The sequence below is a fragment of the Acinetobacter sp. RG5 genome, from assembly GCF_031844265.1.
Classification (GTDB): domain Bacteria; phylum Pseudomonadota; class Gammaproteobacteria; order Pseudomonadales; family Moraxellaceae; genus Acinetobacter.
This window is the reverse complement of sequence record NZ_JAUZUV010000006.1, coordinates 75,577-101,021: the sequence shown is the minus strand read 5'-3', so window position 1 is coordinate 101,021 and position 25,445 is coordinate 75,577. Positions and strand designations below refer to the sequence as shown.

Below are 25,445 nucleotides of genomic sequence, written 5' to 3'. Positions count from 1 at the left end.
AGAATGGAATCATAAATTCATAATTGTTATTAAATAAAATTGAGATCAAATCTACTGTGAAATCGCATTACAATATCTGGATTGCTGAAAGTTATTCCTGTCAAAATGACATTATTCAATTATTAAAAAACTCAAATTTATCCCCCTATCTGACTATTTTTTGTTCTCACAGTAAACAACGTCCTGGACTGAAGCTGCTTGCAGATTATTTTTTTCAACAACCGCTTATTAAGGAAAGTCCAGACTGGTTATTAGAACAATGTAAAAAGCATTCTATTCAACTTTTGCTTTGTGGAAAGCATAGTCAATTTATTGAGCCATTTCGTGAAGAATTTTCTCGTCATGATATTCAATTAGTAACTGGTGCCAGAGGCATCAGTCAGCATGAAAATATTAATAATAAATTTTTATTTGGACAAATTTGCGAAGGTTTAAACTTACCTAGCATTTCTGCTACAAAAGTTGCTCATGTTAATGAATTAAAGCAAGCTATTGAGGAATATCAACAACGATATAGCGCTATTTGTGCAAAGCCTGTTTATGGCGTATATGGTGCAGGTTTTGTGCAATTAAGCGATCATGTTTCATATTTTATGAAATTTCAATCTAATACTCTATGTAATACACAACAGTTTATAGAAGCTTATGCTCAATTACAGCCGCCTATTGAGTATTTGATTATGCCTTTTTTGCAAGGGCAAGAATGTTCTGTAGATATTGCCTGTAGTAATGGCAAAATTTTAGCATTAGTGACTCGGATAAAATTTAAATTTTATCAAGAATGCTATATCGAGCATCCATGTCATGAAATATGTAAAATTTTAGTAGAACATTTCCAGTGCGATGGATTGATCAATATTCAATTTAAGCAAGATGATCATGGAGTCTGGCATATTTTAGAAATCAACCCGCGTCCCGCTGGCGGTTTTGCCTATACACAACATACTGGAATTAATTTAATTGCAGAATTGATTGCTGAAAAATTGCACTTAATTTTAAAGAGCCCCGTACCAACTACTTTAGTACAAGTTCTCCCCATCCTACAAAGTATAAAAATGGAATGTAAACATTGATAAAACATATTGATTTAAGTCGTGGCCGTATTAGTGTGACAGTAAATCATCATCATCCTGAATGGACATTGGATGATTTGCTGAGCTTTGCAGAAAGAATTAATCCGAAACGTGCATTTTTATTTGTTTCTAAAGTTCTGGGTAAACATATTCCTGTCGCACCATCCGTGATGCAAAAAAGCTATCAAGACCTTGCTGCACTTATTCCCAAGAATTTACCCTATCCCATTAGTGTGATTGGTATGGCTGAAACCGCAGTCGGTTTGGGCGCAGGAGTCTATCGTGAGCTCAAACCAGATTTCGGGGAAAATGCGATTTTTTTAACGACTACTCGGCATCCAGTCGAAACCTTGCCCACATTAGGCTTGTTTTTAGAAGAACATAGCCATGCACAAGACCAGTTTATCTTATCCAGTCATAATGCTATTAAACATCAACACATCCTGAGTTCAAAAACACTTATTTTAGTTGATGATGAAATTTCGACTGGAAAAACCTTTAGAAATTTAATTCTCAGTCTTAAAAAATCGGGTTTAGAACAGATTGAACGGATTATTTTAGTAACCTTAGTCAATTGGGCTGAACAGCACTTAGTCACCGATGATTTAGGTATTCCAGTTGAAGTGATTTCTTTATTACAAGGTCACTGGCAGTGGCAAGATAACAATAAAGAAATTGATATTCAAATGCCGAATGTCAGTTCAACCCAACAACAAAGTCAAAAAGTTATTGCACCCAATGACTGGGGACGCGAACCGACTTTTCTGGATTGTTCTGTGTGGCAACAGATTAAATCCATTCAAGCGCATGAAAAAGTTTTAGTGTTAGGTTCGGGTGAATTCACCTGGATTCCTTTCCTCATGGCAGAGCAACTAGAAAAGCAAGATGTTGAGGTTTATTTTAGCTCCACCACCCGCTCTCCGATTATGCAAGGTCATGCTATTGAAAGTATTTGTTTATTTAAAGACAATTATGGACTCAATATGAATAACTATGCATACAACGTGAAACATCAACAATTTGATCGTGTCTTTTTAATCATTGAAACTGCTAAAGATAGTGTTGATCCTCTGCTTTTTGAACAAATAAAAAACTTGGAAATTATTAGTTATGAATGCTAAGCCGTTAATTTTTGTTGACTTAGATGACACACTTTTTCAAACACATCGTAAAAGCACACCTACGCCTTTACATAAAATTGCGACTACAGATAAATTAGGTGAACCGCTCTCTTATATGCTGCCAAAACAGCAAATATTCGTGAATTGGCTATTAGAGTCTGCTGAAGTAATTCCAGTCACTGCTCGGTCAGTAGAAGCATTACAACGCGTACATATTCCTTTTCAGCACGGTGCAGTCTGCTCACATGGCGGAACCATTTTAGGGGCCAATAAACAGGTTGATCAAGAATGGCTTGTTTTGCAACAGCAAGCTACAGCAGAGTTAGAACACTTACTCAATGATCTACCCAATGCACTACTGGATTATGCAAAACCTTTTGGATCAATCCGTACTTGGACGGTGGAAGAAAATGGCGGGAAAATTTATACCGTTGCCAAACAGAATGATCCGGAACCATTATTTTTATCTAAAATTATTGCCAACTTACCTGCTGAAGTGCTCGAGCATTGTTACGTACATATCAATGGTAATAATTTGGCGATTATTCCAAAATTTGTTTCTAAACAAAAAGCAGTCGAATTTTTTATCAACAAATATGACCCTGAACGTGAACGTGCCATCTTAGGTTGGGGCGACAGTTTATCTGATGCCGGCTTCTTAGCGTGCTGTGATTGGTTTGGTATGCCCAAAAATAGCCAATTGGATAAGTTTTTAGCACAAAGTTTAATGCAAGATCATAATGCGAAAGGATATTTAGGACATGGATAAGAATTATGCTGGTGCATCCAATCTTAATACCTTAGGTTTTCATGGTTCATATCGACCGCAAGATGTAACCTTTTTACTCAATATTGATGATATTGAACCGACACCATTGGCAGAAAAAGAGTATTTGATTCAATCAGGGAAAAAACATTACTCCCAAATGATTAGTGTAGAGCATCCCCCTTCAAAAGAGCAGATGCGTCATTTTCAATACGCTTTTGAGCAAGGTGCTGAACGTCTGGCTTGTGATGTACAGAAAATTGGTAACTCTCTACTGAGTCGATTTAAAAATCAGCCTATTATTTTGGTCAGTCTAGTACGTGCAGGTGTACCTTTAGGGGTACTGCTCAAGCACTATATTGAAAAATATCAGCAGTGCGTACATTACGGTATTAGTATTATTCGTGATCGCGGTATCGACTTTGCAGCCTTACATGCCATTATTGATCAACATGGTGCGGAAAATATTGTTTTTGTAGATGGTTGGACAGGTAAAGGTGCAATTTGTCGAGAGTTAACCCAAAATTTAGCAGATTATCCGGCATTATTTGATGCAGGCTGGGATATTCCTCGCCTTGTCACCTTAGCCGATTTAGGTGGCTATTCTTGGTTAAGTGCTAGCTGTGAGGATTGGCTGATTCCGTTTGGTATTCTAGGTTCTGTGGTCTCTGGTTTAACCTCACGCACCATTTTAAAAGATCATATCAATTTTGAGTTAGCAAAAAAAAATTGCTATGAGCCTAAAAATTGGCATAGTTGTTTAGTTTACAAACATCTAGCTGAACATGATATTTCAGTAGATTTTACAGACAAAATTTTAAATATTATTAATCAGAATCCGTCTACAAATTTATCCCATTGGAATAATCATATTCGACTCAAACAACAAAAAATTTGTTTAGATACGATTATTTGGATCTCTGACACCTATAATATTAAAAATATTAATCGTATTAAACCTAGTATTGCAGAAGCGACACGTGCGGTATTAAGACGTATTCCTGAAAGAATATTAATTCGTGATCCATCCAATCCCCATGTACAATTACTGTTACATTTTGCCAAAGAACAAAATATTCCTGTAGATATTTTAGGTGCCAAGTTAGGTCCATACCATGCAGTCACTCTGATAAAAAAAGTCGAGAAAAATAAATGAAACAACTGCAACATGCGATTGAACTTGGTGCAACCATGTACATTCCTGCAACTCATGAGCAGTTATGGGAAGTTACCGAAGGGATTAAATTTCCAATACTTAAATCTATTGCAGTCTGTTTAGAAGATGCCGTATTGGAAAGAGACGTACAAACTGCGATGGTTAACCTAAAACTTTTATTACAAAAACGTTTAGAACAGCCGAATCCTAAAGCACCTGCAATGTTTATTCGTCCTAGAAATATTGAGATGGCAAAACACATTGTCGACTGGGAATTAAATCATACCTACAGTGGTATGATTTTACCCAAGTTTACGCTACACGATCTAAAACAGTGGATGGACGTTTTGCCATCTAATATCAACCTGATGCCAACGCTTGAAACTAAAGAGATTTTTGATATGGGCCATAATATGGAACTTAATCAAGCCCTCAAGTATGATTTTCATAAAACCTTGTGTTTAAGAATTGGAGGTAATGACCTTCTGTCCTGTTTAAATTTACGTCGTCCTAAAAATAGTACTATTTATCAAACCCCTGTAGGTATATTGATTTCACAATTGGCAGGCTTATTTATTCCAGCTGGTTTTCAACTCAGTTCGCCAGTGTGTGAACATATTAACCACACGCAATTGCTCATGAGTGAAATATGCCAAGATATGAATAATGGGATTTATACAAAAACTGCCATTCATCCTTCGCAAATTGCGTATATTCATCAAGCCCTTCAAATAACTACAGAAGAATTTCATGAAGCACAGCAAATTTTATCGCAAGATGCTAAAAGTGTATTTAAAAGCCACGGCTCAATGTTAGAACCTGCTACACATCGCAATTGGGCAGAAATGATTTTATTACGCTATAAAACTTTTGGTTTATGTAAGTCTCAACCGTCTACCCAAGATAAACTTATGCTCAATACATTTTCAGTCTAAGCTTCAACCATCTGTACTACAGCCAGACGGCCACCTTCTTGCTTTGAAAGTAAAATTTTTACACCATCTTTTAGCTCAATTTTACCTCCAATCGGGATAGCTGTTTTGGTTGTTACGTCAGTCAAATCTGCTAACCCTTCATTAACTAACCACCACTTATTATTATGAAAAACAAAATAACCTTTCCGTTTAGTTTGAGCAGGAGTTAAACGTTCATTAGGAGCAACTAAATGATTAGTATGCCATTCAAATAAAGACTGACCTGTCCATACCATTAAACGATGATTATCTGGTCTAAACTTTCCTTCTTGACGTGCAGAATATAAGTTTAGTATTGGCAGCTTACCTGAAAATGGCGTATTGCAGAAAGGACATTTTGGTGCAGTAGTATTATCGAAAACATACCACTTATGGGTACAATTAGCATTTAAACACGGCTGAATTAAGTCAACGGTTTTGACTAAAGCATCTTCCCAATCATTTGCAGAAGGTCGCTTACTCGGTTCATGCAAACCATCAATAAAACATTTATTAAATAATTCGGTTAAATATGGTCCTGTCACAGTATAAGGAATTTGCTGTGGATCTGCCCAAGGTAATTGAGATGATTTTAATTGATTAGAACGAACACGGTTGGAGTGGTCTGTCGGATGTTCGATGAATAATGCCTTTTGCCCCATGCCTAGATTTTCATCTTTTTGTGGGTCATCCATATCGTGGATTTTTCCACCACGTAAAGGATGGCGATATAACAAATACATATAGATCAACACACCCAAGGCATGTCTATCTGTTGTAATACTAGGTAAAAAACGTTTTGGATCTTCTTTTGATAAGTGACTAGTCGTTACCACTTCTGGTGCAATAAAATCAGGAGTTCCCACTACATCAGGAGGATATTTACCAGGTACAACTAAGCCATCGACATCAATGACACACGCACTTCCCGTAACTGGATCAATCAATACATTTTTGTAAGATAAATCTGAGTGAGCTACCCCAGCAGCATGCATACGACGTACTGCACGTGAAATTAGAATACTAATTTTAAGATAATTGAGCCATGTACCCTTTTCCCGATCGTCTAAAAAACGATTTTGATTATTCGCACTCGCAAACCACTTACCTTCTTTTTCTTTACCCTTAATACTTAGAAAATCATTATTTTTTGAACCATGTTCAAAGAAAAACTGTTTTTTATAAGTTGGCGCAGTAATTCCTATCAGATTATTATATTCAACTAATGCATCTGGCCAACAGTAGATATTCTTCCAATAATCTCCTCCGACCCCATTAAAAATACCATTCCATTTATTGCCAACGATTTCTTTTAGGCGCTCTTTCTGTTGGTCAAGCGCTGCTTTGGATTCATAGAATTTATTTTTCTCCTTACTAAAAAAGCATACTACATAGCTTTTATCAGGTGAAAAATACACATCTTTCATTGCACCAGAACCAATCACTTCATCGACAAACTCAATTGGACGACCATCAACAGTTGTACATTTAACAATTTTTCCTGCCACGACTATGTTCCTTATACTTCTGTTGAATCTTGGTCTAATTGATATGCTGATGCCTTCTTATTCCATAGCACTGCCATGGTTCGATCATCATGATGACCCGGTTTAAAGAAGTGCATCCATTCTAACAATGCGACATCTGCATCTGGCTGGTGGAATAAAGGTTCAATTTCCTGATACATTTTTGTCCATAACGGATGTTGTCCCAAGCCAACCTCTGTCTCAAAAATAGGATCAGAGATTCCATCTGTCATGATCAATACCGCATCAATATCATTGAAATGTCCAATTTTGATACGGGTGCCGAAGTCTGAAGCAATACTACGATCTAAAAATTGTGTTTGTCCCGCATATTCTCCACCGTCCGCTACATTCATTAAGCGAACCGAATCTCTTCTATAAACAGCGATCGCCCCATCTCCGACTGAAAATGTACTGATAAAAGTTCTGTTTTGATATTGGCGGACAACAGCCACCAATAAAGTTGTTGAAAATGCTTTTGCTGGCACATTAGATGCTTTAGCCTGCAATTCAATCTCTTCAATAATTGACTTATAAATATCATAATAAACATTAAAGAATTGCTCATTTAATTTTTTAGCAATTTGCTTCGTTACTTCATCTTGTTGCCCTATTTGCCATTGCGAAAGATCTTCCTCAAGTGAAGTAATTGTAGCGGCATTCAAATATCCAGAAAATTGTTTTTCAACAATATCTACTGCAATTCTTGAGCCCTCTCGTGAGTAAATTGCACTTCCTGCACCATCAGCAACAGTGATTACTGACCATTCTGTATCTGGAATATAAAAAAGACTAAAATCATCGTCACGGAATGTCCCTGCATGTTCATGAGAGCGTCCTCGACGACTGGCTGCAATTAAATCAAATTTTTCCGTAGATATAAGGCGCTGGTCTGTATGATCCTTAATAAACGGTTGACCTGCTTCAGGTTCAAGCACCTTCCATAAACTACGTGGATCTGGGATGATATTAAGCTTGCAACGGCCTGAATGGGTTGCATTATCCATACTATATTGGAAAGTGAATTCGAACTCTTCGGCATGTTCAGGTTCACCACGTACTGTTTGGGACTCCTCATCAAAATAAAAGTCATGCTTTCCAAATCTAAAACTTTCTGCTTTAAATCGAATCTTGTTGAAGTCATGTGCTGAACTAATTGAAATCTTAGAATTATAAAACTGTCCGACACGCGCATTTTCAACTTGGAACTTTACTTCATTACTATACATAGAATGATTATCTTCTATTGTTATCTGAGTTGGAGATTGGTCTTGTGGAGAGGAATCATCAAGTGGGGTAATTTTTGCTAAAGTTGGAGTCGTATCAATTTTTTTTAAGACATCTTGAACACAAGTCATATTTTCTTTTTGAGTCTCTAGCTCTCTAAGATGCTCCATCATTTTTGTTTCATCATCATTTTGGCTAATAAACTCTAACTTAGTATTATTATCAATCTCTACATCAACAGTTAACTCCTCAAGTCTGATACCATCTTTTAGATCATCTGTAAGTGATGAATTTAACTCTTTAGGAGACATCTGCTGTGTTTCTAGAATAGTGCTTTTGTTAAGCTGCTGAGATGCATCATGACAAGATACTGTCAAATCATATTCATGGTTTAAATAAGTCGATTTTTTTGCAAATAAATCTAATTGCTCACAAGCAATAATACGATTAAAGTCAACACCCAGATGTAGCAAAAGCTGATCAAGTTGTTGAACATGTTCATCTTTTGAGAAAAAATCAACAAATGTTGATGTAAATACTAAATTTTTTCTCTGTAATATTTTTTGAATTTCTACCGCAAGTTTTTCATGCATATATTTTTTTCCTAAGAATCAACTCTTCAAACACATTATTTGTTTCTTTTTACCAGTGAGCAATTTTTAACCAATATATCTAATATCAGCCAAATTTTAAGTAATTATAATTAACCTTGCCCGCGCGTAAGGTCAAAACCACCACTGGAGATAGTGAAACTCACTTGTCTATGACACCAAGGACAGACCACATATTCAGAATAACCGTCATAGCACATCAAATTTCCACAGTCACACATAGCAAATGCTGTTTCAGCATAACAGTGTGGACATTGCGCATCTCCTTCAAGCTGTGCAGTATTAATTGTCGGCTTATCCGCAGTCTGATCTGTCCAGCTAAAATAATCTTCAGAAATTGTTTCACAAGTGTCTAATTTAAAGTTATATAAACTGATATTTAGATCAGATAGACCATCGTATTGCATGTTACGTGTATATTTTAGAATATAAGGATGATGCAATTTTTGACAGCGTCCTATAAAAGTTACGGTACGATCGTCTGCATGGCCTTTGCGGAAGCTTAATTTATTTTTTGCCAAATGCATATAGCGTTCATCAAGGGGCAATATTTGTTGATTTTCATTCTGATGACCTACGCTAATACTTTGCGAAACAACCGATGCACTAATCCACTTACATAGGCTTTTTACATATGCTTGATCAACTTGATCGAGCATAATGCAATGTTCTGCAAATTGTTTCAAAATAGTAAAATCGACATCTTGACCTAAACCAATAGCTACCAACGATACTTTGTCTTCGTATTTTGTTTTCCAACGATAAATAGCTTCTTGATAATCATCTGTAGGGCGTCCATCGGTAAACAAATAAACAACTGGTTTCCAATCACCTTTTACATCTACTGTTGTACGTATAACAAAGCGATCGATTTCTTTACCGAGATGGTCTAAAGCTTTACCTAAATGTGTTCCTCCACCTAAGGGTAATTCACAATGTCGATATGCAAATAACTCAGTTAATGGCACTAGAGTACGCACGATTCCTGCATAGGCAATAATTGAAACATAAACCGTCTCCAAAGCATAAGGATCTGTCCTGAGACTTTTCATGATGAAATCAATACCCTCTTGAACTGCTTCTAACGGTTTACCAACCATCGACTCTGAACAGTCAATTACAAAAAATACAGGTAATCGGCGCATAATTCATCCCATCTTATTGTTATGATTTACATTAAAAATCTATTATAAGTTTGATCTTATTAATTCATCGATACAATTAAGCAAGATCATCGATCCGAACATAAAATCAAACGAGAAAAATTTGAATTTTCCCTTATAACACTAACTGAATTTCAGATGGTGGTGGTGGCAGTGATATTGGTCCACTAATTCCTGCACTACTACTTCCTGCAACGACACTTGCTGAAACCCATTTAAAGAAACTTGAGAATGAAGTGGTATCCATAGTATCGAGTACTACTACTTTCTGCGTAAGCTGTAACAAAGTCTCAGTTTTTGCTTTTGGACCTGCTGCACAAGCCACGATGGTTGCAAAATTCAATTGTTGGATATGAGGAATTATTTGCTGATACGCATAAACATCTGAAGGAGAACCATCTGTCATGAGGAAAATCAATGGGCGCCAATCACCTTTTTCATCCGATGTGGTTTTCTTAACATTGGTTTCGACTTCCTGCGCAAGTAATTCCAAAGCTGCTCCCATAAATGTTGCACCTGAACTCGGCACTTCAATTTCTGGAATTTGAATTTCCTCCAGAGGTGTAAGTGACAAATAAACCCTTGCTTCAATATCAAAAGTAATAATACTGATATAAACACTTTCAAGAGCGTAGGGATCTTGCCTTAAAGCGCTTAACATAGATTGGAGACCAACATTCACAGAGTGAATGGGTTCTCCTTTCATAGAACCTGATGTATCAAGCAAAATATAAACTGGTAGACGGCGCATTGTTATCTCTTTATACGTATTCTTTTAACCATTCCAAAAAATTATCAGATGCAGAAGATTGACCTAAAGCATTGAATTTCCAACCATTAATTTCACGAACCAGTTCTGCAAATAACAATGAACGTTGCTGATCATAACCTTTACCAGATAAGTCAAAACGCACCATCTCTTTACCAGATGCATCTACAGCACGAATAAATGCATTATCCACTTGACCAAAATGTTGATTATTTTTAATACCCTCATAAATTTGAACAATAAATACAATTTTTTGATAATCGTTTGACAGTGAATTTAACTTCACAATAATTTGTTCATCATCACCATCACCAGCTCCTGTTCGATTATCTCCCGTTAACCGAATGTTGCCCGAACGATGATATAAGTTATTAAAAAAAATTACATCACTATCTCTAAGCGTGGCATTCCCCGCTCCATCCCACCCTAAATCTCGAACCTTACCATCTGCATCACATAAAAAAGCCACTACATCTAGATCATATTCTGCAGATTGACTTCCAAATAAACCTCCCAAAAAACCTGTCTTTTTTTCAGCAATATCCCAGCCTAAACCGATGGTTACTAAAGATAAATTATGTTGCGATTTTTCAAGGCTTAAGCCTTGTCCTTTGGCTAATGTAATCGCCATCATTTTTTCCTTTCGATTATTTATAATTAGTTAAAGTACAACATTTACTTCAGGTGGAGGTGGGGGTAAATCGTTCAATCCATTCACTTCTTTCTGCCCCGCATCTACTTTTTGACTACCAGTAGAAATACTTGCAGAAACCCATTTGAAAAAGGCTTTAATAGTATTGGTATCAGCAGTCGCCAATTCGACTACAACCTCAGTGATTTGTTTTAAAATGGATGTATCTGCGTTATGACCTGCCGCACAGGCAATAATCATCCCTGTTTTAACTTGTTTTAATTTTTCAAAGCCTTTTTTCCAATCATCAGTTGGTACGCCATCAGTCATAATAAACACTAAAGGCTTCCAATCCCCTCTAACTTCAGGCGTTGTTTTTTGAACTTCTTGCTCAATTTTTTCAGCTAATAATGCTAGTGCCTCTCCTAACTGTGTTGTTCCTGTAGCTTGTAATTGAGGAGAATTAAACATAGCTATTTCCGTTAAAGGAACTATCTGTTTTGCATTTGTATCAAAACTAATTATTGAAAGGTGAGCCGTTTCTAATGCATAAGGATCTTGTCTTAATGATGAAACAAGTATCTCTACACCATTTTTTACAGCCTCAATAGGCTCTCCCATCATTGAGCCTGATGTATCTAGTAATAAGTAAACTGGTAGTCTTCTCATTTTTACCCCTAAAAATTTTTAACTGTAGTAAGATTCAATATAGATCTAGTAAGTAATTTTATTCTTTAATATTCCATTAATAAAATTTACTTTCTATCCATTATTATTAATATTAAGCAAAGATAAGCACAAGTAAAATTTACTGAATTTTGATAAATAATGACAATATTTTTTATGAAATTAATTCGTCAAAAAGCTACCATTTTCTCGTAAAACATGTTATATATCAAAATCATGTATCAATTTTATTCAATGCTAAACAATCAAGTTATGACACTCCATAACTTAAGTAAATAATTAGTAATTATATTATATAAAATTATACTTATTGTACTTCATAAAATAAGGTAGATTCAATTTTATAGGGGGAAAAATATGGGCTTCAGATTTCGCAAGAGTATTAAAATCTTACCTGGATTAAAAATCAATCTGACGCATAAAGGCATCAGCAGTGCAAGCATTGGCAAACCTGGTGCTTCTTTAAATATTGGCAAAAAAGGCACCCGAACCAGCGTTGGTATTCCTGGCACAGGCCTATCCTATTCCAAGCGCCAACCCTATAAAAATAGAGCTGGCAACCCAGAGAATCCTGCTCAGGAACAACAACCGTTCTATACATCAGATACCGAGCAACCCAAATCGAATGTCTGGATTTGGGTAATTTTTGGATTATTTTGTTTTATTGTCGGGGTAATTATTTTTTGAATTTAGCCATTCTTTGTACCCCATAATATCCACTGCTAGGCAAAATTTAATTCATTCATTACTATGGACGGATGTTAAATACAATAAAGGCTGCCGCTGATGTCTGATCATGACAGTACTCTGGATTATGATGAAAATGATTTAATCGACTCTCCCTTATCTCAAGTTTTACAAGAGGATAATGAGCAAATTGAAATTCTAATTTATCGATTACCTGATAGTGATTGGACACTGGAAGTGGTGAGCCAAAGTGGTACTTCTACCGTATGGGATGAAACATTCCTGTCAGATCAGGAAGCTCTATCTGTCGCTTTAGATGGAATTAAAGCCGCAGGCGGTATTCAAGCATTTTCCGAACTCAGTGACCTCGAAGCAAAGAAAAATATTTTTCCTGAATCCCTTACTCGCCATTAAAAATGAAGCTGCTAGCGTGGATATGAATCAGTATTTTCTGGATTCTTAGAACCTGTCGCGATGATAGGTTCACTTCAACCCAAACCCATCTAGGGTTGAAGGGTCAAAGTTTTCATCAAACATAAACTCATCTGCTCGCTCTTTTTTTAATGTCGCAAGTGCATAAAAAAAACATTTCTCACATAACTGCAATTCATATCTTTCCCCGTCATACTTAGAACCATAGCCCCAATGCGCAGATAAAGTTCCAAATTCCAATTTCGTTGATTGGTTGCATACATCACATACAACATCTGTAACGACTTCTACCTGTTTCAGTTGTTTAATTTCCATATACGGCTCTCGATATCAATCAAGTTAAATTTGTCCACCTGCTTAGCAAAAACTTATTTATTTTTTGATTTAAATCACACTTTTATAAACAACAGATAACTATATATAGTGATTTAAAGAAGAAAAAATACAATATATGGTATTTTTAGCCATTGTCTCACTATTGAAAACTATATGAATATTATTTTTTTATTTTCAGCCATTTGGCACAAATATGGGGAAGTATCACTGTATGTCTGTAAAAAAGAAAAACACACCAAATTATCGCGTGCCTGCAAAAAACCTGCAATTAATGTGTTATCCAAACTGTATGCATGCCTATCAAATCTGGATTGCTCTATTTTTTCAGCTTAATCAGAAACAGCAAAACTATCACTTGAATTTAACTTTTAAACAGAATATCGAAATCCCTCTTCTGACAACAGACAAAGCTGATCACTATTTTTTTAGTAGTCATTTCAGTTGGATCTATGCCTATTTTTACAACAAGAATAAAAATGAATTTAAGTTCAGAGCTTATGAAAAAAATAATTCCTACGAATTCACCATCCAGGCTTTAAGCGAAGTAAAGGCCTTACTGTGTTCCGGATTACACCACTCCATTCATGGCTTAGACGTCATTTCGAATTGGCTAAATGAACAATACTTAGCTGCACATCTTCAGGAAGTTTTCGGTCAGGAAGTTTTAACTATCAATTATCTACGAGAATTATCAGGACTGTCTAAATCCAAAAGTCCAGTGAGTTCTATTTCAAATTATGCCGACCCACTGTCATTAGAAAAAATTCTGGCGGGAATTTAATCATGAATGAATATCGTTATTTAGAAGATACTCAAGAATTAAAGCTTGAACCATTTCGAGACTTCTATCAAGCACTGGCGGAAGCAAAACTGGAAAATGATCAGGACTTCTTTAAGCTCAATGATTTCATCCGACCAGCTGAAATCGTTAAACTAATTAAAATTATGAATCAGCATCCTACTGATCTATCGATTAGTAAGTATCCATTAGCTCATTATCTCCTGGCGCTGATCAACACTCCATCAGCATATCAATCAAATGCACTGAAATGGGCCATTTTCAATACTCAATGCATTGAATTACTTGATAGCAAAGAACATGCAGCTACTGTAGCTAATCTTTGTAGACGTTTTCGTTTAGCCAGTACAAAGCAGGAATACCATTGGCTTTACAATTTTTTACCGTCTCTTCCGATCGAATTAGACGATCTTGTTGAATTTCTAAAAGAAGCTGAAACTGAGAATAGAAAATTATTTGACAAATCCAAAGAGAGTTTAAAGAAAACCGAAATAGGCCAATTGGCAGAAATCCGCGTTATTTATACGTATACCTATACTCAATCAGAACGTCAAAAAAGACACCGTCAAAGTAATCCAGGCATCCAACAAGAATCTCCCCAAACAGATATTTACAAGACATCAAGAACTACTCTTGATGATGAGCAAACGTATCAGACCAAGTTTGAACAGGGTACAGCTAAACAATCACGCGAAGATAAAATCATTGAAACAGTTGAAGATCATAACTTTGAATTTAATGGATTAGAGCAACATTCTGTCACTGCTCAAATCGTAAATCTGAAAAGTAAAATTCTGCATCAAAACAAGAATGAGCTAATGAACAAGCCAAATCCTCGGGTTTTCGATTTACCTACTGCACGGCACGTTATGCAAGTTTTATTTGAAGAAGCAGAAAGTTCTCCCATTCATGCTTTACTTCTATTTTCAGTACTCAGCCTTACTTATTATAAAGATCTGCCAGTTTTCCAAAAAAACTCACGAATCACTGCAAAAAATAAAAAGGTTTTACTGAAGCCTGACACGTGTTTCTTCAAACAAAGCTTTGAAGTCTCTAAATTCAAAGATTTTGTTTTAAAAGAACATATGCTGAATACCATAAACTCTTTTACGATTCCCTTGCCTCAAGTTTACTTTAAAAATATTTTTCAACTAAAAAAGTGGGATCATGCAAAAATTGATTCAAAGGTACAAGAGCATTTACGTAGCATCAATAAAGAGCTGACTTTCCAGCTAACTCAACAAAATCTCCCACGTTTACTCAGTGACATTACATTGAATGAGCTAGGTTATGAATTGGAAAGTAAGTTACTTAGCGGCGTAAGCCTTCAACACTATATTCCATGCCATTACTCTTCAACACAGATCATAGATATTCTCGATATTTATAGCCAAACACTTTATCTAGTTTGCCCGCACCTCAACAGTAGTTATATCGAAGAATTTAAATCTCCTATTACTTTCGGTAGTCAGCAAACACCTGATCTGCCACTGGTTAAATCTTTATTTAAACAGCTTGATGAACAAGTTCGGGGTAATCCAAATCCTTTCAAAACACTGAAGTATTATTCAATTTGGCTTTGGCATATTTGCATGATTATGACCTCTGCCCGACCAAGTGAGTCCTTCCCGCCCAATCTAGATTATATTGACCTCGACAATCAATTGATGGCTGTTGCAGATAAAGAGCAGCGTTATTCGGGCACCATTGGACGATATCTACCGTTTAACGATTATCTTCGTGATGAAATACAGCATTACCTAAAATATTTAAAACACTTTCTCTACCTCACGAAAGCCTATCTGTCCAATGAACAAGTACAAGCAATCCATGAGATCTTCGAGGGTGAACGCCCCTTTCTATTATTTTACGATCCACAAGGATATATCCGAAATTTAGAACTTTCTGATATTCAAAAATACTGTACAGAAATAGCCCTTCAGCGCAATTGGACCCGCCACTTTGCTCGTTATTTTTTTGCACAATACTGCAATGAAGATGTAGTTAAAGGCATCTTTGGTCATGACGAAGCAATGCAGGGACTGTTTGATCGTTATTCGGGTTTTCAGGCAACTGATTACGATCATATTCGAGTGGCACAAGACAAGCTTGTCGAAATATTAGAACTTAAAAGTATGTCGACATTCAACGGGATCATGATTAAATGAGCAGACATCCACACTCCATAAAACGACAAAAAAAACTTATAAAAAATAAGGAATTTCTTCTTAAATTATTTAGTGAGAAATGCCTAGAGCTTACACCTGGAAACTATTCCGATGTATATAGACAAGTCGATAATCAACTTTTAGAAAAGTACAAATCTAATACTCGTAGTCATAAAATGGCACGCTTAGAATTCGCGAAATATATCAAGCGTTTTAATCGTTTATCAAATCAAAACTACCCTATTCCTGCAACACCTGTTAGTCATGAAAGCCCCCCACCTCAGCAAAATATTGAGACTTTAAAACATGGTAAAAGGGTGACTCAATTTGCCAAAAATTTGATTGCTCACTGGACAGGACATAATGACTTCAGTCCAACTCAATCCCTCGCTTTTTGTTTGATCAGCACAATATTATTCAATGGCATTTATAATGAGAACGAACTACAAAAGTTTTTAAAAATCATTTTAAAAACAAAGAAATTTCAAAGCTTCTTAGACTCGAATCATATTGTTTCTCTAGAGATCCCAAATCCAAATTTCGGTAATCAGCGTATTAATGACCTTGAGTTTTCAGTCAGCTATACCAAAACATTTGTGCTGCACGATATTGTGAAATGCTGGATCTACAGACTAAAACATCAAAAATTTGATTTATTTTCGGACATTTATAATGCAGAACAACTGATTAATGCTTGTATTATCGAATGCTTTCCTAAAGAAAAAGTACGTTGTAAGGACCTGTTAAAATACGGTTTTTACTATACACAGTTCCTGAAAAACAGCGGACTGGATCAAATGTCCATTTGTATCTTAAAAAATGAAATTTGCAGTTCAAGTCCTCTTGAAAAACAATTAGCAGCTTATTTTGTTCAGGTTGAACAAGCTAATCCTAATAACAATAAGATTGAGAATACTTGTGAAAACCATCAGGCTCCCTCTATAACCAATATTTCTATAGATATAGCTGATGCTTTAGCAGAAATACGTCGAGCTATTCGTGCAAAAAACTATAGCGATCGACTCATAGAATTATACGCCAAGGAACAACCTCCAGCCTTGGAGCGTTTGCTGCTGTGGAGCATTCTACGCTCAAAATTAACGGATTCCCAACTAGACCTTCTCAATCATATTATTCAGCAGCAGCAACGATTTAAGCGCAAGCTTATACAAGCAGATTTTCAGTCAATTAAGCAGAGTTCTCTAAATACCATGTTTTCACAGTTTGCCGTCCATTGGCTACAGGCAACGCAAGACAAAGATATTGCATCATTTTCAGATGCTGACTTTGAAGATATGTATGGAGAAATGCTTTTATTAAAGAAAGAAACGAATCGAGCGACTATACAAAAACGTCTACAGGAATTTCATCACAAACAGAGCTTGTTCTTTAATGCTCCGGCTGTCGATCTGGATAATTTAATCCAACCAAAAATCTGCAAAACCGCACTGATCTCACCACATCTTTTTCACGGCATGTTACAGCGGCTCGAAACTAATCAAGGTATTTCGGTTCAAGATAAAAATATGTTTAAACTTATTTTTATTCTGGGTTTCAGAGCCGGACTACGGATTAATGAAACATTAAATATTTTTGCCCGTGATCTGTTTATTACTGAAGATGCTGTGATGTTAACTATCCGAAATAATCGCAGTAAAAATCAAAAAAGTTATTCAGCTTACCGTAAGATCCCTCTTCATCATCTGCTTAAAGCAGGCGAATTACACGCATTCAAAACGTATAGTGAGAACAGACAACGAGTTCTAAAAGCACAAGGAAAATCACTTGCACAACCGCTGTTTCTAAAACAGTCCTTAAAAGAAACTCATGAAAATGAAGTAAATTCTCTATTAAAACAGTTAATCCAGTCATTTTTCGGTGAGCACAATTTTACTTATCACAGCCTGCGTCATTCAGCATTTAATCATCTTTATCTGATTTTAAAACACTCACCGCTTGCTGATGCATTTACAGACTATACGCCAAATGAGCAACTCCGCATCCGTTATGCCTTGCAACGAAACAGAAATACTCAACAGATCTGGTACGCCCTTTCTCATTTTGCCGGGCATCTGACACCTGAAACAACCTGTTCTAGCTATCTGCATTTAATGCATCTGGCAATCAGTTATCAGCTCAATCAAATACAAAGCCCGCTTCCTAAAGAAGCCTATTTTAATATTCTAAAACATGATGCTGCTGTTAAATACCCTGTTCAACAACGTGCAATCAGGTCGTTCTTATTTGATCAACTCACTAAAGACCGTTACAAGCAACATGATCATCAATATCAACCAGGGCACCAGCGTTCCACTGATCCACTCGTACTGGGAGCACATGATTCCGAAATGAATTTTGAACTATTGCATCACATTCTTGTAGTTGAAAAAGAAGAGAATCTTTTATTACCTGAAGCTATTCCTTTGCAAGTAGCAAAAAAATTACGTGCTAGAGCCCTGCATTTGAAAACTTCCTGTCTAAACCAAAAAAAATCTTCCCGCCTATTTACTACAGACTTTTTAAGAAAATCTCCTGATGCACTGGTCACCATGTTGCCCACCAATCAGGAAGAAAAACAGATCATTCATAAGGTTCAGGAACGCTTCACAACAGTACATCATCAATATGAAAAACAGCTCAATACGATCTATTCAATTTATCTTGAAAAAGTTCAGCCCAATTCAGCCCAGTTCATTTTTGAACTGAATGAAAAACGCCAACTGAAAAAGTTTATGTCTTTTATCAGCAGTTTATTTCCTAAAAAATATCTTCATCTTGAGCTTTCCCAACGGAGTAAGGAACAGCTCAAAAACACATTACAGGATTTAGCATTACGGATAGAAAATTTCAGCCTGAATGAGGATGAAGAGCGAATCAAGTTCTCTTTCAAGTATAAAGATGCAAAAGCACTTGGGGTATTCAAACTACTGATGTATCTAATGATCGTTTCTCGTCTTTAAGCTGTTTGTAATAAAAATTTGAACTCTGAGAAACGATAATCAAATAGTATAAACTCTAGGTATCAGCAACGTCTGAAACTGAGATCAGTCATGCATAAAACATCAGAAAAAATTGCAAAACAAAAAAAGGTATTAACTAAAGCTGTTTTATCATCTGCAAAACAACTTGGTTTGACACAGGACCAGCTTGCTATCGTTATCAATTTAGATTCAGTGGAAACTTTAAATTCGCTTGAGTTAGATCCCGATTCAAGTCAGGGAGAACTCGCAATTATTTTAATTCGTATTGCGATATCACTAGATGCTCTAACAGGTGGAGAGGCTAAATGGATGCAGCATTTTATGAAGTCACCAAATAAGCTAACCAAAGGCATTCCGATAAAACAGATTCAGACTACTCATGGATTAGCTACTGTATTAAACGTAGTCGAAGGACTTCGGCTTCAGGGTAAATATTAAGAAATACAAAGCTTCATTACACAGAAAATTAAAAGTCATAATTTTGTCTAATAATTCAAATTCAAGGTATAAGAAGTTCCTCTTCTCAAGAGGTATACTGGGAGCAGTCCAGTCCATCATTACCTACATTCCAACTCTCTAGTTTTCCAACTAGCCCAGGTTATAATAATGGCCACCCAAAATACGATTGATCTATTATGAACACCTCCAATGACCCTTTACACGGTAAAAAACTTGCTGACATTTTGGATGAATTATTGGATTACTACGGTGGCTTTGAAGGTTTAAGTCGTAAAATTGAAATTAGATGTTTTTGCATAGACCCAAGTGTTAAATCATCATTGCGATTCTTGCGTACCACACCATGGGCACGTGAAAAAGTAGAAAGCTTATATTTGTACGTCTTACGCCAAAAGGCCAAACAGAAACCGTAGCCCCAGGCAACACCCCTCTCATCATAAAATTTGAACCGTACCGGGTTTGTGGGAGACTTTTATTTAACTGATGTTACGTAGTAAGTGCATTTTGAGCATCTTCGCTACTACATGTTGTAGTCGATTTATAAATTATTAATAACACTATATTAAACAATATAATGTTATTAATAATATGAAAAATCAGGATCAAAACATAGGTGACTTTTACAAACTAAAATGTCTAAAATAAAGTGACCAAAATAACATTAAATGATCTAAATTCATCAAAAATTCGCCCTACCAAAAACCAAATACTACCAATTAAATCATATACTTATAATTAATGTAATTTAATGGAATAAATATCGGTGACCTTGCCAAGGTTGGGGTCGGGAGTTCGAGTCTCCTTTCCCGCTCCAGATTCTAAAAAAGCCCTGATCGAAAGATCGGGGCTTTTTTTATGTTGATGTTATTTTTTTAAATGATCCTTTCATTTTTGTTTCACTCAATAAAAAATTCTTAATGTACTTTCTGATTTTATAACCAAGATATGACCATAGTACCCCCCCTACGGCAATAAAAAAGCCCTCATCAAAAGATCAGGGCTTTTTGATATTCCATCAATGAATCAGATGAAAGCAGGCTGGCGCAAAAAAACTAGCGATGATAAGAATCCATCTTCAATACAATTAAAAGGTGATCCGCTGATAGTCACGGTATTGCGGTGTCCAGAAATTATGCTCTATTGCTAGCTGCAATTCTTCTACACTGACTTTCGGTGCTACTCCGTCTTCAATCGCAGCAAGTGCCACTTTTAAGGCAATCTGCTTCGAAATTGACTGTAAACAATCCAGATTCGGCAATAAATCTGCCTGAGGGTCTTTGAGTTTAGGAGAACAGTCCGCCAAGGCATTACTCGAGGCCATCAGCATATTATCCGTGACACGTTTTGCACCTGAAGCAACTACGCCCAGACCGATACCCGGGAAAATATAAGAGTTATTGCATTGGGAAATATGATGAATCTGTCCCTGATAATTCACTGGTGCAAATGGGCTACCCGTCGCAATCAATGCTCTGCCATTGGTCCATTGCAAGATATCGGCCGGAACAGCTTCTACGCGGGAAGTCGGGTTAGATAAAGGGAAAACAATCGGTTGTACACTATTTTCAGCCATGGCTTCAATCACTTCCTGAGTGAATAGACCTGGCTGTCCAGATACACCTATCAGTACCGTCGGTTTGGCACGTTTGACCACATCCAGTAGAGAAATCATACTCTCTGCATCTGCCCAGCTTTCTACATTTTCAAGCGGCTGTGCAAGTTTGCGCTGGAAATCCAATAAATTCGGCTGATTTTCTGTGATCAGGCCAAAGCGGTCGACCATAAACACACGTGCACGTGCTTCAGCATCACTTAAGCCTTCAGCAACCATTTGCTTAACGATCTGTTCTGCAATCCCGCAACCGGCTGAACCAGCACCCAAGAAAGTAACCACCTGATCTTTAAGCTGTTTGCCTGCTGCACGCGAAGCAGCAATCAGGCTGCCGACAGACACCGCAGCGGTGCCCTGAATATCATCATTGAAACAACAGATTCGATCACGGTATTTTTCCAGCAAAGGCATGGCATTTTTCTGTGCAAAGTCTTCAAACTGAATTAAGGCATCTGGCCAGCGCTGTTGAATCGCCTGAATCACCATCTCGACAAAAGCATAGTATTCATCGCCGCTGATTCGTGGTTCACGCCAGCCCATATAAATCGGGTCATTTAACAACTGCTGATTATTGGTACCGACATCAAGAGTAATCGGTAAGGTATAGGCCGGACTGATCCCGCCACATGCGGTGTAGAGTGCCAGTTTTCCAATGGGAATCCCCATACCACCGATGCCTTGATCTCCAAGACCCAAAATGCGCTCACCATCTGTAATCACAATCACTTTCACGTTCTTTTTATTGATATTGTGAATAATCTGGTCGATCTGATCACGGTCAGGATAGGAAATAAAGATCCCACGATGACGGCGATAAATATCAGAAAAGCGCTGACATGCCTCACCCACAGTCGGGGTATAGATAATCGGCATCATCTCACTGAGGTGATTTTCAATCAGATGGTAAAACAGGGTCTCATTGGTATCCTGAATATTCCGCAAATAAATATGCTTGTTAATATCACTGCTAAAAGCACAATACTGCTGATAAGAACGCTGACTTTGTTCTTCAATTGTCTCGGTGACATGAGGAATCAAGCCATGCAAGTTAAAGCTTCTACGCTCTTCTTCAGAAAATGCAGAGCCTTTATTGAGTAGTGGGAGTTCTAGCAGAGTATTTCCAGCATAAGGAATATATAAAGGGCGTTTACTGTTCAAATTTTCTCTGGGCATTATTTAACTCATCTAATCAATCTTCGGCAGTTCTGCCAAAATAATGACATCACTCTCGTTATTTTATATAGCTTATCCTGATTTTAGCCTCTTGGGTCATTTAGCAAATTTATAATACTTGTAGCAGGATTTTATAATCTGATAACACTCATTTTCAGCCTAAGTTTTGGATAGTTTCTAAAATTAACCCGTATTCGTATTTTTAATTTAAATCGGCCGCAAGATCTGTTTGACAAAAAACCTCAGCTCATCAAGGATAAAGCATAAATTTAATAAGATGAACGAGTATAAAAATGAGTGAACTGCAACCGCTTTATCAGCCCGATATTTTGGGAACAGGCTATGAGCAAGCGACCTTAAACTTTCCCGATGATTATGAGGGCAAAGTCGTAGCAACCCTGATCCGTAAAAAAGCAGCCCAATCCACAAAAAAAGCAGTTTTATATATTCACGGCTTTATCGATTATTTTTTTCAGACCGAAATGGCAGAGCGCTTTAATCAGCATGGTTTTGACTTTTATGCGCTGGATTTAAGAAAATACGGACGTTCGATTCTGCCACATCAAAAATATTATAACGTCTATGGCCTGGCTGAATATGATGCAGAAATTACCCAGGCACTCGACATTATAGCAGCCGAGGGTCACGATGCTGCCCTGCTCTGTGGTCATTCTACCGGCGGCCTGACCACAACCTTGTATGCGGCACATCATCCGCAGCATCCTTTAATCAAAGCGCTTTGGGTCAACAGTCCGTTTTATGACTTCAACATGAATCCGATCAAGCGCGCGCTCGGCATCCCGCAATTGAGCAGACTGGCTAAAATTTTTCCCAATCTTAAATTTCCAAGCGAGCTGAACAAGTGGTATGCCACCAGCCTTCATAAGGATTTAAAAGGCGAATGGGACTTCAGTCTGGACTGGAAAAAGACCCGCTACCCGATGGTTCGGATCAGTTTTATTCGTGCCATTCATGAGGCACAGAAAGAAATTCATCGCGGTGTTCAGCTCGATATTCCGGTATTGATCATGCATTCGCATCAGACCTTATATCCTAAAAAATGGGGCAAAGCCGCACAGAGCAGCGATGTAATTCTAGGCATTAAAGACATTCAGAAATATGCCAAAAAAATTAAAGGCGATGTCACGGTTCAAAGTATCCAGGACGGTTTACATGATCTAGTGCTTTCAGAGCAATCTGTGCGTGAGCAGGTTTATCAACAGCTGTTTCAATGGCTGCATGACAAAGGGCTTTAGATAAACGTGGAAGGAGAAATGAAACTTACCCTCATTTCTCCTGCTTGGCTTCTTTTGAATCCTTATTAGGTTGGAATGTAATCAAGCACATTGAAAATATGCCAATCTTTCGATGTTTTATAAATGCTATAAGCCCTTGTTTTTAAATTTAAGGCTTGAGAATTTATAACTTTTATTCTTCTACTGCTTGTCTCCAAATATTGTCTTTTGTAGCAAGCCTGTAAACAAACAACCGTCCGTCTTTTTCCCTCTTTATAGTAGAGCTGAATGCAAAAGCCCCTATATTTTTTGATCGGCAACATGCGCTCGACCTGCACCACTAACAATCATATAAAGGAATAGATTATGCGTTATGCAGACCCCAATACTGACGGTTCAAAAATTCAATTTAAAGCACAATACAATAATTTCATTGGCGGCGAATGGGTCGCTCCGGTCAAAGGTGAATACTTTGACAATCTCTCTCCGGTAGATGGCAAAGTCTTTACCAAAGTACCGCGCTCTTCTGTAGAAGACATTGAATTGGCCTTAGATGCAGCGCACAAAGCCAAAGAACAATGGAACCGGTCATCGCCGACCACCCGTTCCAATATTCTGTTGAAAATTGCAGATCGTCTGGAACAAAATCTGGAAATGTTGGCGGTGGCAGAAACCTGGGACAATGGCAAACCGATCCGTGAAACGCTGGCTGCCGATATTCCACTGGCCATTGACCATTTCCGTTATTTTGCCGGCTGTATCCGGGCTCAGGAAGGCGGCATTTCCGAAATTGATGAAGATACCATTGCCTACCATTTCCATGAACCGCTTGGTGTAGTCGGACAAATCATTCCCTGGAATTTCCCGATTCTGATGGCCGCCTGGAAACTCGCGCCAGCCTTGGCTGCAGGTAACTGTATTGTGCTGAAACCTGCAGAACAGACTCCGGTCAGTATTCTGGTTCTGGCTGAACTGATTCAGGACATTTTGCCGCCGGGCGTGTTGAACATCGTCAATGGCTACGGGGTCGAAGTCGGCCGTCCACTGGCGACCAATCCCCGTATTGCCAAGATTGCCTTTACCGGCTCAACCGCAGTGGGTCAGCTGATCATGCAATATGCCACCGAGAATATTATTCCGGTAACACTGGAACTCGGTGGTAAATCACCGAATCTGTTCTTTGCTGACATTATGGATCAGGAAGACGATTATCTGGACAAGGCACTGGAAGGCTTTGCCATGTTTGCCCTGAATCAGGGTGAAATCTGTACCTGCCCTTCCCGTGCCTTGGTGCAGGAAAGCATTGCCGATGAGTTTTTGGCGCGTGCGGTAGAACGGGTGCAACGCATTAAAACCGGGCATCCCCTGGATACTGATACCATGATTGGCGCGCAAGCCTCACAGGAACAGCAGGACAAGATTCTGGGTTGTATTGCCACTGGCCGTGCAGAGGGCGCACAGATCCTGACCGGTGGTGAAGCACGTCATGAAGTGGGTCAAGGTTTCTATATTGAACCGACCATCTTTAAAGGCACCAATGACATGAAGACCTTCCAGGAAGAAATCTTCGGGCCTGTACTGGCTGTGACTACCTTTAAAGACTTCGATGATGCGATCAAGATCGCCAATGATACGATTTATGGACTCGGTGCCGGTGTCTGGTCACGCTCAGCGCATACCTCTTACCGTGCAGGCCGTGCTATTCAGGCAGGTCGGGTCTGGACTAACTGTTATCACATCTACCCTGCCCATGCGGCTTTCGGTGGTTATAAAAAATCAGGGATTGGGCGTGAGAATCACAGAATGATGCTGGATCATTATCAACAAACCAAAAATCTGTTGGTGAGCTATTCAACCAAACCGGCAGGTTTTTTCTAAAC

General features: G+C 37.6%; 22 protein-coding genes. 14 read left to right on the top strand and 8 right to left on the bottom strand.

What is annotated here, in order from left to right; translation table 11 throughout:
• The first annotated feature begins 56 nt into the window (after positions 1–56).
• The 5 genes from Q9R21_RS08125 to Q9R21_RS08105 are packed head-to-tail and all read left to right on the top strand — an operon-like array spanning position 57 to position 5,051.
• Positions 57–1,073, top strand: a complete 1,017-nt coding sequence (locus tag Q9R21_RS08125) for an ATP-grasp domain-containing protein (protein ID WP_311204120.1) — start codon at positions 57–59, stop codon at positions 1,071–1,073.
• Entirely contained in the window at positions 1,073–2,194 is a 1,122-nt protein-coding gene (locus Q9R21_RS08120) for a phosphoribosyltransferase domain-containing protein (protein WP_404976581.1), read from the top strand. The genes Q9R21_RS08125 and Q9R21_RS08120 overlap by 1 nt, the downstream gene beginning before the upstream one ends.
• Positions 2,184–2,963 carry a hypothetical protein gene (locus Q9R21_RS08115; RefSeq protein WP_148334857.1) on the top strand — a complete coding sequence of 260 codons (780 nt, stop codon included), beginning with the start codon at positions 2,184–2,186 and terminating at the stop codon, positions 2,961–2,963. Before Q9R21_RS08120 ends, Q9R21_RS08115 begins: the two co-directional genes overlap by 11 nt.
• Positions 2,956–4,116: a cysteine protease StiP domain-containing protein gene (locus Q9R21_RS08110; protein ID WP_311204118.1), complete on the top strand. Its 1,161-nt coding sequence runs from the start codon at positions 2,956–2,958 to the stop codon at positions 4,114–4,116. Before Q9R21_RS08115 ends, Q9R21_RS08110 begins: the two co-directional genes overlap by 8 nt.
• A complete protein-coding gene (locus Q9R21_RS08105) occupies positions 4,113–5,051 on the top strand; it encodes an HpcH/HpaI aldolase/citrate lyase family protein (RefSeq protein ID WP_068543414.1) in 939 nt (312 codons plus the stop codon). Before Q9R21_RS08110 ends, Q9R21_RS08105 begins: the two co-directional genes overlap by 4 nt.
• On the opposite strand, the gene Q9R21_RS08100 is transcribed toward Q9R21_RS08105, so the two are convergent.
• The 6 genes from Q9R21_RS08100 to Q9R21_RS08075 all read right to left on the bottom strand — a co-directional run bounded on the left by Q9R21_RS08100 (position 5,048) and on the right by Q9R21_RS08075 (position 11,665).
• Positions 5,048–6,577, bottom strand: coding sequence for a helix-hairpin-helix domain-containing protein (locus Q9R21_RS08100; RefSeq protein ID WP_148334859.1), 1,530 nt, complete (start codon positions 6,575–6,577; stop codon positions 5,048–5,050). The two genes, Q9R21_RS08105 and Q9R21_RS08100, sit on opposite strands and share 4 nt — an antisense overlap.
• 11 nt (positions 6,578–6,588) lie before the next feature.
• On the bottom strand, positions 6,589–8,415 hold the full coding sequence (locus Q9R21_RS08095) for a PP2C family serine/threonine-protein phosphatase (protein WP_148334860.1): 1,827 nt from the start codon (positions 8,413–8,415) through the stop codon (positions 6,589–6,591).
• Between the two features lie 110 nt (positions 8,416–8,525).
• Positions 8,526–9,578: a TerY-C metal binding domain-containing protein gene (locus Q9R21_RS08090; protein ID WP_311204117.1), complete on the bottom strand. Its 1,053-nt coding sequence runs from the start codon at positions 9,576–9,578 to the stop codon at positions 8,526–8,528.
• Positions 9,579–9,711: 133 nt separating this feature from the next.
• A complete protein-coding gene (locus tag Q9R21_RS08085) occupies positions 9,712–10,347 on the bottom strand; it encodes a VWA domain-containing protein (RefSeq protein WP_148334862.1) in 636 nt (211 codons plus the stop codon).
• A gap of 10 nt (positions 10,348–10,357) precedes the next feature.
• Positions 10,358–10,996 carry a TerD family protein gene (locus tag Q9R21_RS08080; RefSeq protein WP_114392572.1) on the bottom strand — a complete coding sequence of 213 codons (639 nt, stop codon included), beginning with the start codon at positions 10,994–10,996 and terminating at the stop codon, positions 10,358–10,360.
• 30 nt (positions 10,997–11,026) lie between these two features.
• Positions 11,027–11,665 (bottom strand): VWA domain-containing protein, encoded by a 639-nt coding sequence (locus tag Q9R21_RS08075; RefSeq protein WP_114392574.1) that lies wholly within the window; start codon positions 11,663–11,665, stop codon positions 11,027–11,029.
• Between the two features lie 375 nt (positions 11,666–12,040).
• On the opposite strand from Q9R21_RS08075, the gene Q9R21_RS08070 reads away from it, so the two are divergent.
• A complete protein-coding gene (locus Q9R21_RS08070) occupies positions 12,041–12,370 on the top strand; it encodes a DUF4236 domain-containing protein (RefSeq protein ID WP_311204116.1) in 330 nt (109 codons plus the stop codon).
• 99 nt (positions 12,371–12,469) lie between these two features.
• Entirely contained in the window at positions 12,470–12,784 is a 315-nt protein-coding gene (locus Q9R21_RS08065) for a hypothetical protein (protein WP_311204115.1), read from the top strand.
• A gap of 69 nt (positions 12,785–12,853) precedes the next feature.
• Here Q9R21_RS08065 and Q9R21_RS08060 read toward each other — a convergent pair whose 3' ends face one another.
• Positions 12,854–13,117, bottom strand: a complete 264-nt coding sequence (locus Q9R21_RS08060; RefSeq protein WP_311204114.1) for a hypothetical protein — start codon at positions 13,115–13,117, stop codon at positions 12,854–12,856.
• A gap of 310 nt (positions 13,118–13,427) precedes the next feature.
• On the opposite strand from Q9R21_RS08060, the gene Q9R21_RS08055 reads away from it, so the two are divergent.
• From Q9R21_RS08055 to Q9R21_RS08035, 5 genes are all read left to right on the top strand, one after another.
• Positions 13,428–13,919 (top strand): hypothetical protein, encoded by a 492-nt coding sequence (locus Q9R21_RS08055; RefSeq protein WP_034606356.1) that lies wholly within the window; start codon positions 13,428–13,430, stop codon positions 13,917–13,919.
• A gap of 2 nt (positions 13,920–13,921) precedes the next feature.
• Complete coding sequence (locus Q9R21_RS08050; protein WP_005094674.1) at positions 13,922–16,105, top strand: hypothetical protein; 2,184 nt, start codon at positions 13,922–13,924, stop codon at positions 16,103–16,105.
• Positions 16,102–19,065 (top strand): tyrosine-type recombinase/integrase, encoded by a 2,964-nt coding sequence (locus Q9R21_RS08045; protein WP_311204113.1) that lies wholly within the window; start codon positions 16,102–16,104, stop codon positions 19,063–19,065. The genes Q9R21_RS08050 and Q9R21_RS08045 overlap by 4 nt, the downstream gene beginning before the upstream one ends.
• A 90-nt stretch (positions 19,066–19,155) precedes the next feature.
• Positions 19,156–19,524, top strand: a complete 369-nt coding sequence (locus Q9R21_RS08040) for an antitoxin Xre/MbcA/ParS toxin-binding domain-containing protein (protein ID WP_004647602.1) — start codon at positions 19,156–19,158, stop codon at positions 19,522–19,524.
• A 197-nt stretch (positions 19,525–19,721) separates the two neighbouring features.
• Positions 19,722–19,958, top strand: a complete 237-nt coding sequence (locus tag Q9R21_RS08035) for a VF530 family DNA-binding protein (RefSeq protein ID WP_002058193.1) — start codon at positions 19,722–19,724, stop codon at positions 19,956–19,958.
• A 671-nt stretch (positions 19,959–20,629) separates the two neighbouring features.
• On the opposite strand, the gene Q9R21_RS08030 is transcribed toward Q9R21_RS08035, so the two are convergent.
• The gene (locus tag Q9R21_RS08030) at positions 20,630–22,330 is read right to left on the bottom strand and encodes an NAD-dependent malic enzyme (protein WP_311204112.1); all 1,701 of its coding nucleotides are present in this window, start codon (positions 22,328–22,330) and stop codon (positions 20,630–20,632) included.
• 293 nt (positions 22,331–22,623) lie between these two features.
• Here Q9R21_RS08030 and Q9R21_RS08025 point away from each other — a divergent pair, with 293 nt between their 5' ends.
• Both Q9R21_RS08025 and Q9R21_RS08020 read left to right on the top strand, forming a co-directional pair.
• The gene (locus Q9R21_RS08025) at positions 22,624–23,586 is read left to right on the top strand and encodes an alpha/beta hydrolase (RefSeq protein WP_311204111.1); all 963 of its coding nucleotides are present in this window, start codon (positions 22,624–22,626) and stop codon (positions 23,584–23,586) included.
• A gap of 345 nt (positions 23,587–23,931) precedes the next feature.
• Positions 23,932–25,443, top strand: a complete 1,512-nt coding sequence (locus Q9R21_RS08020; protein WP_311204110.1) for an aldehyde dehydrogenase family protein — start codon at positions 23,932–23,934, stop codon at positions 25,441–25,443.
• Positions 25,444–25,445 lie beyond the last annotated feature (2 nt).

Bases quoted from the DNA above. Each gene is read 5' to 3' on its own strand.
- Q9R21_RS08115 (WP_148334857.1), top strand. From the start codon at position 2,184: ATGAATGCTAAGCCGTTAATTTTTGTTGACTTAGATGACACACTTTTT.
- Q9R21_RS08110 (WP_311204118.1), top strand. From the start codon at position 2,956: ATGGATAAGAATTATGCTGGTGCATCCAATCTTAATACCTTAGGTTTT.
- Q9R21_RS08105 (WP_068543414.1), top strand. From the start codon at position 4,113: ATGAAACAACTGCAACATGCGATTGAACTTGGTGCAACCATGTACATT.
- Q9R21_RS08095 (WP_148334860.1), bottom strand. From the start codon at position 8,415: ATGCATGAAAAACTTGCGGTAGAAATTCAAAAAATATTACAGAGAAAA.
- Q9R21_RS08090 (WP_311204117.1), bottom strand. From the start codon at position 9,578: ATGCGCCGATTACCTGTATTTTTTGTAATTGACTGTTCAGAGTCGATG.
- Q9R21_RS08085 (WP_148334862.1), bottom strand. From the start codon at position 10,347: ATGCGCCGTCTACCAGTTTATATTTTGCTTGATACATCAGGTTCTATG.
- Q9R21_RS08080 (WP_114392572.1), bottom strand. From the start codon at position 10,996: ATGGCGATTACATTAGCCAAAGGACAAGGCTTAAGCCTTGAAAAATCG.
- Q9R21_RS08075 (WP_114392574.1), bottom strand. From the start codon at position 11,665: ATGAGAAGACTACCAGTTTACTTATTACTAGATACATCAGGCTCAATG.
- Q9R21_RS08070 (WP_311204116.1), top strand. From the start codon at position 12,041: ATGGGCTTCAGATTTCGCAAGAGTATTAAAATCTTACCTGGATTAAAA.
- Q9R21_RS08065 (WP_311204115.1), top strand. From the start codon at position 12,470: ATGTCTGATCATGACAGTACTCTGGATTATGATGAAAATGATTTAATC.
- Q9R21_RS08060 (WP_311204114.1), bottom strand. From the start codon at position 13,117: ATGGAAATTAAACAACTGAAACAGGTAGAAGTCGTTACAGATGTTGTA.
- Q9R21_RS08055 (WP_034606356.1), top strand. From the start codon at position 13,428: ATGCATGCCTATCAAATCTGGATTGCTCTATTTTTTCAGCTTAATCAG.
- Q9R21_RS08050 (WP_005094674.1), top strand. From the start codon at position 13,922: ATGAATGAATATCGTTATTTAGAAGATACTCAAGAATTAAAGCTTGAA.
- Q9R21_RS08045 (WP_311204113.1), top strand. From the start codon at position 16,102: ATGAGCAGACATCCACACTCCATAAAACGACAAAAAAAACTTATAAAA.
- Q9R21_RS08040 (WP_004647602.1), top strand. From the start codon at position 19,156: ATGCATAAAACATCAGAAAAAATTGCAAAACAAAAAAAGGTATTAACT.
- Q9R21_RS08035 (WP_002058193.1), top strand. From the start codon at position 19,722: ATGAACACCTCCAATGACCCTTTACACGGTAAAAAACTTGCTGACATT.
- Q9R21_RS08030 (WP_311204112.1), bottom strand. From the start codon at position 22,330: ATGCCCAGAGAAAATTTGAACAGTAAACGCCCTTTATATATTCCTTAT.
- Q9R21_RS08025 (WP_311204111.1), top strand. From the start codon at position 22,624: ATGAGTGAACTGCAACCGCTTTATCAGCCCGATATTTTGGGAACAGGC.
- Q9R21_RS08020 (WP_311204110.1), top strand. From the start codon at position 23,932: ATGCGTTATGCAGACCCCAATACTGACGGTTCAAAAATTCAATTTAAA.